The sequence below is a fragment of the Streptomyces sp. NPDC056580 genome (assembly GCF_042793175.1).
Lineage (GTDB): Bacteria > Actinomycetota > Actinomycetes > Streptomycetales > Streptomycetaceae > Streptomyces.
Genome location: NZ_JBHTVE010000015.1, coordinates 1 through 15,272 on the forward strand (window position 1 = coordinate 1; position 15,272 = coordinate 15,272).

Here is a 15,272-nt window from a genome sequence, read left to right on the forward strand (position 1 = left end):
GGCGCCGGCCGCGCGGTCCGGGCCCCGGCTGCCCGTCGCGGCGGCCGAACCCGTCGCCGCGCCGGTTCCGTCGCCGCTCCGGCGCCGTCGCCCGGACCGCCCGCCGCGCCCGGCGCCGGTCTTCTGCTCCGGGCGGGACGCCGCCGGCGCCGCCGGCTGCGGGACCTCGATGGTGACGGGCACACCGGACGGCTCGCGCGCGCCGGTGATCGTGACCAGTTCCGCGTCGCTCGACTTCACGCGGGCCGTGCGGGGGCGGATGCCGGCGTCCGACATGAGCCGGGTGATCTCCCGCTTCTGCTCCGGCAGGACCAGGGTGACCACGCTGCCGGAACCGCCGGCGCGTGCCGTGCGGCCGCCCCGGTGGAGGTAGTCCTTGTGATCGGCGGGGGGATCGACGTTCACGACGAGGTCGAGGTCGTCGACGTGTATGCCGCGGGCCGCGACGTTCGTCGCCACCAGCGCGGTGACCCGGCCGTCCTTGAACTGCTCCAGGGTGCGGTTGCGCTGCGGCTGGGAGCGGCCTCCGTGCAGTGCCGCCGCGCGGACGCCGACGGCCAGCAGCCGCTTGGCGAGCCGGTCGGCGGACCGCTTGGTGTCCAGGAAGAGGATGACCCGGCCGTCGCGGGCGGCGATGCGGGTGGTGACGGCCTCCTTGTCGGTGCCGTCCAGGACGTGGAGCACGTGGTGCTCCATGGTCGTCACCGCTCCCGCGGACGGGTCCACCGAGTGCACCACGGGGTCGGTCAGGAACCGCTGCACCAGGCGGTCGATGTTGCCGTCCAGGGTGGCCGAGAAGAGCATCCGCTGCCCGTCGGGCCGTACGCGCTGGATCAGCTTGGTGATCTGCGGCAGGAAGCCCATGTCGGTCATCTGGTCGGCCTCGTCCAGCACCGTGATGCGCACGTCGTCCAGGACGCAGTCGCCGCGCTCGACGAGGTCGTTGAGCCGGCCGGGGGTGGCCACGAGCACCTCGGCGCCGCGCCGGAGGGCGGTGGCCTGCTTGGTGATGGACAGCCCGCCGACCACGGTGGCCACCCGGAGGTTCACCGACGTCGCGTACGGGGTCAGCGCGTCCGTCACCTGCTGGGCGAGTTCCCGGGTGGGCACCAGCACGAGGGCGAGGGGCGCCTTGGGCTGCGCGCGCAGCCCGGCCGTGCGGGCCAGCAGCGCCAGCCCGAAGGCCAGGGTCTTGCCGGAGCCGGTACGGCCCCGCCCCAGCAGGTCACGCCCGGCGAGCGAGTTGGGCAGCGTGGCGGCCTGGATGGGGAAGGGGGTGGTGACGCCCTGCGCGGTGAGCGTCTTCAGCAGAGCCGCCGGCATGTCCAGGGCGGCGAAGTCCTCCACGGCGGGGAGTGCGGGTGTGGTGTTCTCCGGCAGCCGGAATTCCCTTGCCGACGACGCGGGCGGTGGGGGTGAAGAGACGCGCCGGTTCGGCTTCTGGGGTTTGCGGGGCATGCGGTGGTCTGCCTTCCTGGAAACAGCACAAACCGGGGTCCGCACCATTTCGGTGCGGGCCCCGGTGAGCGGGTACGCGTCCGGCGATCAGGCGGGAACGATGTTCTCCGCCTGCGGGCCCTTCTGGCCCGGCGTGACGTCGAAAGAGACCCGCTGGCCTTCCTGGAGCTCACGGAAGCCCTGGGTCTGGATGTTCGAGTAGTGGGCGAAGACGTCGGGGCCGCCGCCGTCCTGCGCGATGAAGCCGAAACCCTTTTCAGAGTTGAACCACTTCACGGTTCCCTGTGCCATGACTTTCTCCTTCTGTAGGCAGAGGCCCCATCCGGAGATGCCGGTAAAACAACAAATGCGCCTGAGGTGAACATTCCCGTCAGGCGCACATGAATTCATGGGTACCACAACTGCAACAGTGCAACCGTAGCACAGCCCGGCCGCCCGCCCTCGAGCCGCCCGCCGGCGGCGGACGACCGGGCGAATAAACCGGTGGCGCCGGGGCGGGCGCCGCCCTAGTGTGAAGCACGCTTCGAGCGGCGGCCGTTGGCCGTCGCTGCCGGCTGATCGAGGAACGGGAGGTGTGACCGATGGCTGTCTCCGTGACGGGCGCTGTCCGCGACCAGAAGACCATCCACTCCACCCCCGTGGTCCCCGGCTGACCTTCCTACGGCGCATACGTGCGCGGAGCCGGGGCCGCCCTTGTGAAGGGTTCCCCTTGACTCTCTCCGTTTCCTCCGCTTCCCCGGCTTCCCCGGCTTCGCCGCACCCACTCGCCGCCTACGGCTGGGACGAGGGCTGGGAGGCCGAGTTCGCTCCCCATGCCGAGCTGGGCCTGCTGCCCGGCCGTGTCGTGCGGGTCGACCGCGGCCAGTGCGACGTCGTCACGCCGGCCGGCGTCGTCCGCGCCGACACCGAGTTCGTCGTCCCCCACGACCCGGTGAAGGTCGTGTGCACCGGGGACTGGGCCGCCGTGGACCCCGAAGGCGGCGATCCGCGGTACGTACGGGCGCTGCTGCCCCGCCGTACCGCCTTCGTCCGGTCGACCTCCTCCAAGCGGTCCGAGGGACAGATCCTCGCGGCCAACGTCGACCACGCCGTGGTCGCCGTCTCCCTCGCCGTCGAACTCGACCTCGGGCGCATCGAACGGTTCCTGGCGCTGGCCTGGGAGTCCGGCGCCCAGCCCGTGGTCGCGCTCACCAAGGCCGACCTGGTCCCGGACCAGGTGACGCTGGCCCACCTCGTCCAGGATGTCGAGACAAGCGCGCCCGGCGTGCCCGTGCTCACCGTCAGCGCCCTGCACGGCGCCGGCCTGGACGTGCTCACCGCGCTCGTCGGCGGCGGCACCACCGTGCTGCTCGGGCAGTCCGGCGCGGGCAAGTCCACCCTCGCCAACGCCCTGGTCGGTGAGGACGTCATGGACGTCCGGGCCGCCCGGGACGTCGACGGCAAGGGCCGGCACACCACGACCACCCGCAACCTGCTGCCGCTGCCCACCGGAGGCGTGCTGATCGACACCCCCGGCCTGCGGGGCGTCGGGCTGTTCGACGCCGAGAGCGGGGTCGGGCAGGTGTTCGCCGAGATCGAGGAGCTGGCCCGGCGGTGCCGGTTCCAGGACTGCGCGCACGAGAGCGAGCCGGGCTGCGCGGTGCGCACCGCCGTGGACGACGGGGAGCTCCCGGTCCGGCGCCTGGAGAGCTACCGCAAGCTGCTGCGGGAGAACCAGTGGATCGTCGCCAAGACGGACGCCCGCCTGCGCGCCGAGATCAGGAAGGACTGGAAGCGGAAGGGGGCGCAGGGCCGGGCCGCGATGGAGGCCAAGCGAGGCCGCCTGCGGTAGCTGCTGCTGGAACCGGCCGGAAGCCGTCCTGACCGGAACGCGCCCCGGCTGCCGCCCGCCCGGCCCGCTGCCACCGCCCACCTGCGTGTCCGATTTCCGCCAGCCCGCCCCCGCGGGGGCGGGCCACACTGGAACACGTGATGGACGAGGACAGCAGGTACGAGGCGGTGCGCAGCCGGGACGGGCGGTTCGACGGCGCGTTCTTCTTCGCCGTCGTGACCACCGGCATCTACTGCCGGCCGAGCTGCCCGGCGGTCACCCCCAAGCGCGCCAACGTGCGGTTCTTCCGGACCGCCGCCGCGGCGCAGGGCTCCGGCTTCCGGGCCTGCCGGCGCTGCCGGCCGGACGCCGTGCCGGGATCGGCGGAGTGGAACGCCCGCGCCGACGTGGTCGGCCGGGCCATGCGCCTGATCGGGGACGGCGTCGTGGACCGCGAGGGCGTCGCCGGACTGGCCGCCCGGCTCGGCTACAGCGCCCGGCAGGTGCAGCGGCAGCTCACCGCCGAACTCGGCGCCGGACCCGTGGCGCTCGCCCGCGCCCAGCGGGCGCACAGCGCCCGCACGCTGCTGCGGACCACCGACCTGCCGGTCACCGAGATCGCGTTCGCGGCCGGGTTCGCCAGCGTGCGGCAGTTCAACGACACCATCCGCCAGGTCTACGACGCCACGCCGACCGGGGTGCGGGCCGCCGCGCCGCGGGGCCGTGGCGCCCGCCGGGCCACCGCGGACGCGGGTGTCCCGCTGCGGCTCGCCCACCGCGGCCCCTACCAGCGCGGCGCCGTCTTCGACCAGCTCGCGCGCGAGGCCGTTCCGGGCGTCGAGGAGGTCACCGGCGCCCCCGGCCGCCGTACCTACCGGCGCACCCTGCGGCTGCCCCACGGCACCGGGATCGCCGCCGTCGAGGAGCGTGCCCGTGCCCCGCAGCCGGGCGGCGGCCGGCACCCGGGCGGCTGGCTCCAGGCGCTGCTGCACCTCACCGACCCCCGGGACCTGACCACCGCCGTGCAGCGGCTGCGCCGGCTGTTCGACCTGGACGCCGACCCGTACGCGGTCGACGAGCGGCTCTCCGCCGACCCCCGGCTCGCCCCGCTGGTCGCCGCCCGGCCCGGCCTCCGCTCGCCCGGCGCCGTCGACCCCCTGGAGCCCGCCGCGCGCGCCCTCGTGGGAGTGGCCGGGGCCGAGGGACTGGTCCGGCGGTACGGCAAGGCGCTCGACGCGCCCTGCGGCAGCCTCACGCACCTCTTCCCGGAGCCCGGGGCACTCGCCGGGCCCGAGCCCGGCGGCCCGCTCGGCTCGCTCGCCGCCGCCCTAGCCGACGGCGCCGTACGGCTCGACCCGGGCGCAGACCGGGACGAGGCCCACCGGGCGCTGCTCGCGCTGCCCGGCATGGACCCGGCCGTGGCCGCCACCGTCCGGGTCCGCGCACTCGGCGACCCCGACGTGGCCCCGCCCGGCCTCGAAACCCCCGACGCGTGGCGGCCCTGGCGGTCGTACGCCCTCCAGCACCTGCGCACCTCAGGAGAGTTGACCCCGTGACGGACCTGACCTACTGGACGGCCGTGGACGCCCCGGTCGGACGGCTGCTGCTCACCGCCGGCCCGGACGGCGCCCTCACCTCGCTGTCCGTGCCCGGCCAGAAGGGCGGCCGGGCCGTCGAGCCCGGCTGGCGACAGGACCCGGGACCGTTCCGGGCCGCCCAGGACCAGCTTGCCGCCTACTTCGCCGCCGAACTGAAGGAGTTCCGGCTGCCCCTGCGCGCCCACGGCACCGAGTTCCGGCAACGGGTGTGGGCCGCCCTCGACACCGTGCCGTACGGCGCCACCACCACCTACGGCGAGATCGCCGCCCGGATCGGCGCGCCCCGCGCCGCCGTACGCGCCGTCGGCGGCGCCATCGGCGCCAACCCCCTGCTGATCCTCCGTCCCTGCCACCGCGTCATCGGCGCGACCGGCGCCCTGACCGGTTACGCGGGCGGCCTCGACCGCAAACTCTGGCTGCTGGACCTGGAGAACGCCTTGCCGGACACCGCCGGCGGCACCGGCGCGGTGACCCGGTAGCGGTACGGCCGGCGGACCCCGGCCGGGAAGCCCCGCCCCCGGATCCCGGACACCGCCCTGGGCCGAGCGGGTGGACTCTCCGGTGACGTTCCGGCGCCGTGCGCCCGCCCTGTGGCACGGTCGCCTGCGACGGTTCGTGGGAAGGGCGGGCGGTACATGATCAAGGCCGGGCGGGTGCTCGCGGCGCTGTTGCTCGCGTTGGTGCCGGGTACGACGGCGAAGGCGGTCGCGGGCACCACCGCGCCCCGCTGGACCGGCAGTTGGGAGGCGGCGCCCTCCGGTACCGCCGCCGCGCTGCCCGGCGCCGCCTTCCGCAACGTCGTCCATCTGAGCGTCGGCGGCGGCGCCGTGCGGGTCCGGCTCAGCAACCGGCTGGGCACCGCGCCGCTGCGGCTCGGCGCGGTCACCGTGGCGCTGCGGCGGGGCGCCGGTGCGGACGCCGTACCGGGTACCCTGCGCACCGCGACCTTCCAGGGCGCGCCGACGGCCACCGTCCCGCCCGGCCGGGACCTGCTGACCGACCCCGTCCCGCTGGCCGTGCCGGCCGCCGCCGACCTGCTGGTCACCGTCCTCACGCCGGACGGCTCCGGCCCCGCGACGTTCCACCGCACCGCCCTGCAGACCAGCTACCTGGCCCCCGGCGGCACGGGCCACGCGGCCGACGAGACCGGCGCCGCCTACACCCGGGCCACCGGCTCCTGGTACTACGTCACCGGCGTCGACGTCCTCGGCACCGCCGAGGGCAGCGTCGTGGCGTTCGGCGACTCGCTCACCGACGGCAACGGCTCCACCCCCGGCGCCAACCACCGCTGGCCGGACCGGCTCGCCCGACGCCTGACCCGCCTCGGCGTCCTCAACGCCGGTGTCGCCGGCAACCGCCTGCTGCGCGACGGCACCGGGCCGAGCGCCCTGGCCCGGCTGGACGCCGACGCCCTGGACCGCGCCGGGGCACGGACCCTGGTCGTGCTGGAGGGCATCAACGACATCAAGGGCACCCCGGTCGCGGACGACCCGGCCGCCTTCGCCGACGCGTACCGCGCCCTCGTCGCCCGTGCCCACGCCCACGGCATCCGGGTGGTCGGGGTCACCCTCACGCCGTACGCCGGGTACACCGCGTACACGGCCGCCGGCGAGGCCGTGCGCCGGAAGGTCAACGCGTTCATCCGCACCGGCGGCGCCTTCGACGCCGTCGCCGACGCCGACGCCGCCGTACGCGACCCGGCCCGCCCCGAGCGCATCAGGCCCGGCTACGACCCCGGGGACCACCTGCACTTCAACGACGCGGGCATGCGCGCCGTCGCCGACACCGTCGCCGCGGTCCTCGCCCGCTGACAGCTCAGCCCCACACCACCGCGCCCAGCCAGGCGCCCGCGATCAGCAGACAGGCGAACAGCCCGGCGAACACGCTGGAGCCGCCCGACCGCATGGTCGTGCGCGGCGCCGACACCGCCGCGCCGTGTCCGCCGAGCCGCCGCCGCTCGTGCAGGTAGGCGCCGGCCAGGAAACCCGGCAGCGCGCCGAGCACCGGCGGCAGCACGAATCCGATGACGGCGCCCGTCCCGGCGTACCCGGCCATACCGGGCGTGGCGCCGGCCGCCCGCAGCCGGCGCGGGGGCAGCGCCCAGCGCACGACCGGGGACAGCAGCAGCACCCCGGTCGCGCCGGCCAGCACAGCGCAGGCCACCGGACACGGGTCCTTCAGCGCCCACCACAGCACCGCCGCCCACACCAGCCAGACCCCGGCGCCCCGGGCGCCGGTACTCCGCCCAGGCCCAGCGCGATCACCACGCCGACCAGCAGGAGTTCCCACGCTCCCATCCGCCCAGCCTGCCCGATGAGCGAAGAAGCGGCAGGTCAGGGGGAATCCTCGCGGGACACCCAGCCCCGCTCGTAGGCGTGCCAGCCCAGTTGGAGCCGGGTCGTCACCCCGGCCAGCTCCATGAGCCGCTTGACCCGGCGCTGCACGGTCCGCAGGCCCAGGTCGAGCTGCTTGGCCACACTCGCGTCGGTCAGCCCGGCCAGCAGCAGCGACAGCACCTCGAGGTCGGTCGAATCCGGCCCGTCCGGCAACTGCTCGGCCACTCCCTGGACGCCCAGCCGGAGCGGCAGCGCCTCCCGCCACACCGACTCGAACAGGCCCGCCAGCAGCTCCAGCAGCCCGCTCGCGTGCACCACCAGCGCGGCCGGCTCCACCGTCCTCGTGGTGAGCGGCACCATGGCGAGCGACCGGTCGGCGATGACCAGCTTCGTCGGCACCTGGTCCACCACCCGCACCCGCTCGTTCCGGCCGAGCGCCGCCGTCAGCTCCGTCAGCCCGTGCGGCAGGTCCAGCACCGCGCGCTCCACCACCACCCGGTAGCGGACCCCGCGCCCGGCAGCCTGCTCCTCCGCGTCGTTGTCCATCCCGGAGACCACCATCGGCTTGCCGGTGACCAGCGCGCACACCTCCTCGGTGGCGCCGAGCTGCATCTGCAGGAAGCGCTGTGCCACCGCCGAGGCGCCGGTCACCACCTCCACCAGGTCGTGCACCTCAGGCTCGGCAGCCGTGACCCGGTACTCCTCGGCCAGCAGCGCCGCCGCCAGTTCGGCCTTCTCCAGCTCGTGCCGCCGCTGCGCCAGCAGCGCGCCGAGCGCCACTCCGGGCGGCGCCGCCACCCAGCGGCCCGGCCGCGCCGGGGACTGGGCCGCCAGGCCGTGCCGTTCCAGCCGGCGCAGCGCGCGCTCGGTGTCCGGCTCGGCCAGCGACAGCCGCCGCGCCAGATCGGCCACCTCGGCGGCGCCCACGGACACCAGCGCCCGGTACGCCGATTCGTGGGTCTCGTCCAGGCCTATCGCTGCCAGCATCGAGCCGCGTTCCCCTTTCCTGAGAACAAGCCGTCCAGGCGTGCGCTTGGTGGCGGGAACCGGCCACGGCGCAAACCCGCCGCCGCCCATCATCGCCGTACCGGTGGCCACTCTGCCAGGCTGAACTGCACCGGAGGACACCCGGCCGCCGGGGGCGCACAGCCGCGCCCCAGGAGTCCAGGCATGATCCGGCCGGATCCGGCCACTCGTCCGCGTGGCACCGGTCACCAGACGCCGCCGGGCGGTCCTCCCGTGGGGGGTGGGATCGCCCGGCGGCCACCACACCGTCCCCGTAAGGCAGTTCGGACTCGCCGAGGCGCGCGCCGTGCCGCGGCCGACGGTGGCGCCGCAATTTTCCGATGCCCCGTTTCCACGGCCCCCGCGCGGTGGACAATCAGGAACATGAGCCAGCAGGGGGGCAGGCCCGCCCGTCACGACGACGACTGGTGGGGAGAGCTGTACGACGACTCCACCGAGGACACGGGGCCCACGCCGGCCCCGGACTCCCTGGACGACCGTTTCACCTCGGCGCGGAACGCGGTGGGGGAGCGGCCCGGCGGGAGCGACGCAACCGGTGAGCCCGGCGGGAGCGAGGAGTCCGGTGCCGCGCCGGCACACCAGGAGCCGCCGCCCGGCCGGCCGTCCGCGGAGCGCGCCTCCCCGGGCCCGGCGGCGTCCGGGGAACGCGCGGTGCCGTTCCAGCGCGTTCCCGGCCCACCGGAGGCACCCCCGGCGGCGCCTCCCGCGCCCCCGGCAGCGCCTCCCGGGGCCTCTGCCGCACCTGCTCAGCCGCCAGTGGCGCCTCCCGGGGCCTCGGCCGCACCTCCTCAGCCTCCGGCGGCGTCTCCCGCTCCCTCGGTCGCTCACCCCGAGCCCCCGACTGCGCCTCCTCAGCCACCGGCAGTGCCTGCCGCGCCCCCGGCCGCTCCTCCCCGGTCCTCGCTCGCTCCTCCCCGGTCCCCGGCCGCACCTCCCCAGCCCCCGGCGGGACCTCCCGGGCCCCCGGCCGTATCTCCCCAGCCCCCGGCGGGACCTTCCGGGCCCTCGGCCGCATCTCCTCAGCCTCCGGCGGTGCCACCAGCGCCCCCGGCCGCACCTCCTCAGCCCTCGGGCGCACTTCCCCGGCCCCCGACGGCGTCTCCCGCGCCCCCGGTCGCTTCTCCCCAGCCCCCGGCGCCCCCGCCCGCCGCTGCCGCCGCCGTGGCACCCTCGGTCCCCTTGCCCCCCTCCGCGCTCGACCACGTCGGCTCCGGTCCCCCCACCTACGACCCCGAGCCCACGGCGTTGCCCCTCGCCGATCCGGAGCAGTTGGCGGAACAGGTGGCCGACACCGCCCTGGACGGCGCCCGGTACGGGTCCTGCACCCTGCGGGCCGTGTCGCTGCGCGGGGACTCGGCGCGGTACCGGGGCGAGCCGCGCCGGGACGCGCTGCTGACCGCGCGCTTCGGCACGGGCGAGCAGGCGCTCGTACTCGTCGCCATGGCGACCGGCGTCCGGGCGGCGCCGGAGGCGCACCGGGCGGCCGCCGAGGCGTGCCGGCTGATCGGCCGGGCCGTCGGCCGCAGTCACGGGCGGCTCGTCGAGGACATCCGGGCCGCCCGGCGCGGTGACCTGAAGTCCGGTCTGCAACGGCTGACCGACCGCACTCTCGGCAGACTGCGGGCCGACGCCGCCGAGCGGGGCCTCGACCCGGAGGAGTACATCGCCGGGCTGCGCTGCCTGCTGCTGCCCGGCGACCCGGACTGCCGTACCCGGGTGTTCTTCGGCGCAGGCGCGGGGGGACTGTTCCGGCTGCGCGGCGGCGAGTGGCAGGACATCGAGCCCGGCGTGCCGGCCGGCGGCGCGGGCGGCGAACCGGTCGTCGGCTTCGGCTCGGCCCCCGCCGAGACCCCCGAGGGCGACCGGCTCACCATGGACTTCGGCATCCCGGTCCCGCCTAGTCCGTTCGAGCCCGCGCCCGAGCCGCCCCGCGAACCCTTCCGCTTCCGCGCCTCGGTAGCCCGCCCGGGTGATGTGCTGGTGATGGCGACCGGCGGGCTCGCCGAACCGCTGCGCGGCGAGCCCGCGCTCTGCGCCTACCTGGCCCGCCGCTGGTCCGGCCGTACGCCGCCCGGCCTCGCCGAGTTCCTCGCCGACGCCCAGGTGCGGGTGAAGGGTTACGCCGACGACCGTACGGCGGCGGCCGTGTGGGAGGCGTGACGGCCGCTCCTGTGACTTGATGGACCGGGAGGGCCCATCCCGGGACAGCGAGGAACAGCGAAGGGGCAGACGACAGCCATGGCCAAACAGAACGTCGCCGAGCAGTTCGTCGACATCCTCGTCCGGGCCGGTGTGCGCCGCCTGTACGGCGTCGTCGGCGACAGCCTCAACCCCGTCGTGGACGCCGTGCGCCGCAACTCCGCCATCGACTGGATCCACGTGCGCCACGAGGAGACCGCCGCCTTCGCGGCCGGCGCCGAGGCCCAGATCACCGGCCGTCTCGCGGCCTGCGCCGGCTCCTGCGGCCCGGGCAACCTGCACCTCATCAACGGCCTGTACGACGCGCACCGCTCCATGGCCCCGGTGCTCGCCCTCGCCTCGCACATCCCCTCCAGCGAGATCGGCCTCGGCTACTTCCAGGAGACCCATCCGGACCGGCTCTTCCAGGAGTGCAGCCACTACAGCGAGCTGATCTCCAACGCCAGGCAGATGCCCCGGCTGCTGCAGACCGCCATCCAGCACGCCGTCGGGCAGCGGGGCGTGAGCGTGGTCTCGCTGCCCGGTGACATCGCCGACGAGCCGGCCCCGGAACGCGCCGCCGAGAGCGCGCTGGTCACCTCCCGGCCCACGATCCGGCCCGGCGACGCGGAGCTGGACCGGCTCGCGGACATGATCGACGCGGCCGGCAAGGTCACCCTCTTCTGCGGCGCGGGCACGGCCGGCGCGCACGCCGAGGTGATGCAGTTCGCCGAGAAGATCAAGTCCCCGGTCGGACACGCCCTCCGGGGCAAGGAGTTCATCCAGTACGACAACCCGTTCGACGTCGGCATGAGCGGGCTGCTCGGCTACGGCGCCGCCTACGAGGCCACCCACGAGTGCGACCTGCTGATCCTGCTGGGCACCGACTTCCCGTACAACGCCTTCCTGCCGGACGACGTGAAGATCGCCCAGGTCGACGTGCGGCCGGAGGTCCTCGGCCGCCGCTCGCGGCTCGACCTCGCCGTGTGGGGCGACGTGCGCGAGACGCTGCGCTGCCTCGTCCCGCGGGTGCGGGAGAAGACGAACCGGCGCTTCCTCGACCGGATGCTCAAGCGGCACGCCGACGCGCTGGAGGGCGTGGTCAAGGCCTACACCCGCAAGGTCGACAAGCACGTGCCCATCCACCCCGAGTACGTGGCCGCCGTCCTCGACGAAGTCGCCGCCGACGACGCGGTGTTCACGGTCGACACCGGCATGTGCAACGTCTGGGCCGCACGCTACGTCTCGCCCAACGGCCGCCGCCGGATCATCGGTTCCTTCTCGCACGGCTCGATGGCGAACGCGCTGCCGATGGCGATCGGCGCCCAGTTCACCGACCGGCGCCGGCAGGTCGTCTCCATGTCCGGCGACGGCGGATTCGCCATGCTGATGGGCGACTTCCTCACGCTCGTGCAGTACGACCTGCCGGTCAAGGTGGTGCTGTTCAACAACTCCGCGCTCAGCATGGTCGAGCTGGAGATGCTGGTCGCGGGGCTGCCCTCGTACGGCACCGCCAACACCAACCCCGACTTCGCCGCCGTGGCCCGGGCCTGCGGCGCCTACGGGGTGCGGGTGGAGAAGCCCAAGCAGCTCGCCGGGGCGCTGAAGGACGCCTTCCGGCACAAGGGGCCGGCGCTGGTGGACGTCGTCACCGACCCCAACGCCCTGTCCATCCCGCCGAAGATCAGCGCCGAGATGGTCACCGGGTTCGCGCTGTCCGCCTCGAAGATGGTGCTGGACGGCGGCGTCGGCCGCATGGTCCAGATGGCCCGCTCCAATCTGCGCAACGTGCCCAGGCCCTGAGACGGCGCCGGTGCTTTCCGGCCACTTTCACCGCCCGTGACGGCGGACCGCCCGGCGGTGCCGCACGTCCCGATCCGTCCGTCCTGGGGCCCCCGTGGCACGCCACGGCGGTCCTGCCCGGCCGGGCGCGGGCGCGGCGGCGCCCGGGGCGGGGCGCGAGGGGCGGGCGGCCGTGGCCGAACACACGGCGGTCGGCGGGACCCAAGGACTGGCCGGATGCGCTTTGGGAATGGATCCCCGTGAACGTGTTCGACCAGGAGGGGCAGGGCCGGAAACGTGCGGGCGGGGGTCATGAAGAGGCAGGCGCGAGGGGGCGGTCCCGTGACCATCGGGGCCTCCTCGGCTAAAGCGGGGGAAGAGACCGGCACCATCACGGAACACGAGCGGCGCCAGCAGCGGATCAGGCGCCGGCTGGGGCGGGCGGACCTCAGGGCGGTGCCCGAGGCGCGCCGGGAACTGCGCGAACTGCTGCGGCACTGGGGAAGGCCGGGCCGCTCGGAGATAGCCGAACTGCTCACCAGCGAACTCGTCACCAACGCGCTCGTGCACACCGACCGCGACGCGGTCCTGACCGCCGTCGTCTCCTCGGGCGGACTGCGCGTGGAGGTAAGGGACTTCGTGGCCCGCAGGCCACAGCCGCGCACACCGGACACCGGTGAGGACACCAACGGCCGGGGGCTGGTCCTGGTGGACTCCCTCGCGGACTCCTGGGGCGTGCTGCCGCACGGCGTGGGCAAGTCGGTCTGGTTCGAACTCGGCGCAGAGGCGGCCTGAGGCGGCCGCGGAGACGGACGCGGGACGGGGGCGTGACCGCGCGGTCACGCCCCCGTCCCGAGATGAGTCCGGCCCCCGGTCCCGTCCTAGCCGAACTGCTGCTCCAGGTCCTTCAGCTTGCGCTCCAGGGAGTCCAGGCGCGGCAGGGCCATCGTGTCGTCCTCCGCGGTGAGGTCGACGGTGACCGCCTCAGTGCCCTTGCGGACCGGCTGAAGGGACGGACGTGAGCGGACGGGCAGTTCCGGCGCCGATATGGCAGGCTCCGCGGTCGACGGGGCGGGACCGCGCTCCATGGCCTGCACCTCGACCTGCCGGCCGCCGCGGCCGCCGAAGCCGCGGTGACCCCGGCTGATGGCACGCAGCTGGGCGCGCTCCACCCGCTGCTGGTCACGCCGGCGCCGGCGCGCCTCGTCCTTCTGGCGCTTGTCTTCGCGGACCTCCTCGACCGCCTCGTCCAGGCTGCGCACGCCCTCCAGGAGCATGAGGGACCACGCCCCGTAGGTCTCGCGCGGGGCCCGCAGCCAGCGGACGATGCGGATCTGCGGCAGCGGGCGGGGCACCAGGCCCTGCTCGCGCAGGGCGGCCCGGCGGGTCTGCTTCAGCGCGCGGTCGAACAGCACGGCCGCCGACAGGGACATGCCCGCGAAGAAGTGCGGGGCGCCCGCGTGACCCAGGCCGCGGGGCGCGTGCACCCAGTTGAACCAGGCCGCCGCCGCGGCGAACATCCACACCAGTATCCGGGAGCCGAGGGCGGCGTCGCCGTGGCTGGCCTCGCGCACGGCGAGGACGGAGCAGAACATCGCCGCGCCGTCCAGACCGAACGGCACCAGGTACTGCCAGCCGCCGGTCAGTCCGAGGTTCTGCTCACCGAAGCCGACCAGGCCGTGGAAGGAGAGCGCGGCCGCGACCGCAGCACAGCAGAACAGCAGCACATAGGAGGCCGTGCCGTAGATGGCCTCCTTGCGCCTGCGGCGCTCCTCACTGCGCTCCCACGAGTCGTCCGCACTCGCGTTCTCCCCGGAGGAGCGCTTGCCGCGCGCGAGCACCGCCACCGCCGCCAGCACACCCAGGAGCAGTACGGCGCCCGGAAGCAGCCAGTTCAGCGATATGTCGGTCAGTCTCATCAGGGGTCCCTTGCATTGGGATAGGGCGTGACGCCCGCCATGGTGGCCCACTCCGGACGGCCCTCAGGGGGTTTCGGGGCAAGAGGCCGCCAAGGAGGTGCAAGGGAATGCCCAGGGCGACGTTCTGCTCGAACTGCCGCTTGAGGGGCGGGAGTTGAGTTCGAACAAGACTACCCGTACGGATGGTTCCCCGGAAAGTTCCCGGTGCGGGAGGGGAAGTTGTGAATTGCCTGTCCGCGGCGGGTGGTCCGATCGTGGTGATCTTAAGGGACGCGCGGGCGTCCCGTGTACCTGAGGGCGCCTCAGGCGGCCGCGGCGGCGGTGAGTTTGGCGATCCGGTCGCCGTCGCAGGTGCGCGGGCAGGTGGCGCAGGTGTCCTCCGGGCGCACGGTGTAGAACATGCAGCAGCTCGCCCGGTCCCGGGTGGCCAGCGGCTCGCCGTCCGGACCGGTCAGCACCCGGAACGCCGCCGAGCCGGCGTACGGCCGCGTCGCCCCCGGCAGCAGCAGTTCGAGTTCCCGCACGGCCCGCCGCTCCTCCTCGGCGCCGAACAGGTGGGCGACGTACCAGAGCCCCTCCACGACCTCGTCGGTCGCCATGCCCCACAGCGCCCGCCCGCGCCGCCGCATCCGCGGCCCGAAGGCGGCGAGCACCGGCTCCAGGTGCTCGGCGACGGCCGCGCGCACCTCGGCCCGCAGCGTCTCCTCGTCCGGCACGACGACCGCGCCGGGCAGCGCGGCCGCCGGGTCGTCCGGCAGGCAGGCGAAGGAGGCGGGACGGACGGCCATGCGGCCGGCGGCGCGGTCGTAGGCGACCCGCGTCACGGGCAGCCGCGGCACCCGGCGGTGCAGGAACCAGGGGACGGTGATCAGCAGGCAGGCCGGCCAGGCGTACCGGTGCAGACCGAAGCTCGCGACGACGTCCGGGCGGGCCTGCCTGCCGTAGTCCCGCAGCACCTGGGCCTCGTCCCAGGCGAGGAAGGCGTCGAGCCGCTCACCGCCCTCGGCGAGCCGGGCGGCGCCGACCCAGCCGCCGCCCTCGGGCAGCTCCCGCGCCGGGCCCGGCTCGGTGACCGTCAGTCCCGGGTAGGCCGCCGTGAGGCGGGTGTACGCGGCGGTGAACGGCGAGGCCGTAGCGGGCATGGCGGGATCACCGGACCTTGATC

General features: G+C 74.9%; 12 protein-coding genes and 1 pseudogene. 7 read left to right on the top strand and 6 right to left on the bottom strand.

All coding sequences use genetic code 11. The features are described 5' to 3' along the window. On the bottom strand, positions 1-1,458 hold a 1,458-nt coding region (locus tag ACFQ9Z_RS29720), incomplete at its 3' end, for a DEAD/DEAH box helicase (protein ID WP_383025749.1). Between the two features lie 87 nt (positions 1,459-1,545). Next, positions 1,546-1,749: a cold-shock protein gene (locus tag ACFQ9Z_RS29725; protein ID WP_383025752.1), complete on the bottom strand. Its 204-nt coding sequence runs from the start codon at positions 1,747-1,749 to the stop codon at positions 1,546-1,548. A 418-nt stretch (positions 1,750-2,167) separates the two neighbouring features. On the opposite strand from ACFQ9Z_RS29725, the gene rsgA reads away from it, so the two are divergent. The 4 genes from rsgA to ACFQ9Z_RS29745 all read left to right on the top strand — a co-directional run bounded on the left by rsgA (position 2,168) and on the right by ACFQ9Z_RS29745 (position 6,677). Continuing rightward, a complete protein-coding gene (rsgA, locus tag ACFQ9Z_RS29730) occupies positions 2,168-3,289 on the top strand; it encodes a ribosome small subunit-dependent GTPase A (RefSeq protein ID WP_383025756.1) in 1,122 nt (373 codons plus the stop codon). Between the two features lie 140 nt (positions 3,290-3,429). Beyond that, positions 3,430-4,824, top strand: coding sequence for a DNA-3-methyladenine glycosylase 2 family protein (locus ACFQ9Z_RS29735; protein ID WP_383026445.1), 1,395 nt, complete (start codon positions 3,430-3,432; stop codon positions 4,822-4,824). Then, a complete protein-coding gene (locus tag ACFQ9Z_RS29740; protein ID WP_383025759.1) occupies positions 4,821-5,345 on the top strand; it encodes a methylated-DNA--[protein]-cysteine S-methyltransferase in 525 nt (174 codons plus the stop codon). The genes ACFQ9Z_RS29735 and ACFQ9Z_RS29740 overlap by 4 nt, the downstream gene beginning before the upstream one ends. A 156-nt stretch (positions 5,346-5,501) precedes the next feature. Further along, on the top strand, positions 5,502-6,677 hold the full coding sequence (locus tag ACFQ9Z_RS29745) for a GDSL-type esterase/lipase family protein (RefSeq protein WP_383025762.1): 1,176 nt from the start codon (positions 5,502-5,504) through the stop codon (positions 6,675-6,677). A gap of 4 nt (positions 6,678-6,681) precedes the next feature. Here ACFQ9Z_RS29745 and ACFQ9Z_RS29750 read toward each other — a convergent pair. Together ACFQ9Z_RS29750 and ACFQ9Z_RS29755 are read right to left on the bottom strand one after the other, a co-directional pair. Next, a pseudogene (locus tag ACFQ9Z_RS29750) lies at positions 6,682-7,163 on the bottom strand (DUF456 domain-containing protein). A gap of 36 nt (positions 7,164-7,199) precedes the next feature. Continuing rightward, a complete protein-coding gene (locus tag ACFQ9Z_RS29755; RefSeq protein ID WP_383025765.1) occupies positions 7,200-8,189 on the bottom strand; it encodes a helix-turn-helix domain-containing protein in 990 nt (329 codons plus the stop codon). A gap of 1,218 nt (positions 8,190-9,407) precedes the next feature. Here ACFQ9Z_RS29755 and ACFQ9Z_RS29760 point away from each other — a divergent pair. From ACFQ9Z_RS29760 to ACFQ9Z_RS29770, 3 genes are all read left to right on the top strand, one after another. After that, positions 9,408-10,388, top strand: a complete 981-nt coding sequence (locus tag ACFQ9Z_RS29760; protein WP_383025768.1) for a protein phosphatase 2C domain-containing protein — start codon at positions 9,408-9,410, stop codon at positions 10,386-10,388. Positions 10,389-10,466: 78 nt separating this feature from the next. Continuing rightward, a complete protein-coding gene (locus tag ACFQ9Z_RS29765; protein WP_383025771.1) occupies positions 10,467-12,209 on the top strand; it encodes a pyruvate dehydrogenase in 1,743 nt (580 codons plus the stop codon). 321 nt (positions 12,210-12,530) lie between these two features. After that, on the top strand, positions 12,531-12,983 hold the full coding sequence (locus tag ACFQ9Z_RS29770; protein ID WP_383025774.1) for an ATP-binding protein: 453 nt from the start codon (positions 12,531-12,533) through the stop codon (positions 12,981-12,983). An 86-nt stretch (positions 12,984-13,069) separates the two neighbouring features. Here ACFQ9Z_RS29770 and ACFQ9Z_RS29775 read toward each other — a convergent pair whose 3' ends face one another. Together ACFQ9Z_RS29775 and ACFQ9Z_RS29780 are read right to left on the bottom strand one after the other, a co-directional pair. Then, the gene (locus ACFQ9Z_RS29775) at positions 13,070-14,107 is read right to left on the bottom strand and encodes a DUF2637 domain-containing protein (RefSeq protein ID WP_383025777.1); all 1,038 of its coding nucleotides are present in this window, start codon (positions 14,105-14,107) and stop codon (positions 13,070-13,072) included. A 302-nt stretch (positions 14,108-14,409) separates the two neighbouring features. Then, the gene (locus ACFQ9Z_RS29780; RefSeq protein WP_383025780.1) at positions 14,410-15,249 is read right to left on the bottom strand and encodes a (2Fe-2S)-binding protein; all 840 of its coding nucleotides are present in this window, start codon (positions 15,247-15,249) and stop codon (positions 14,410-14,412) included. Positions 15,250-15,272 lie beyond the last annotated feature (23 nt).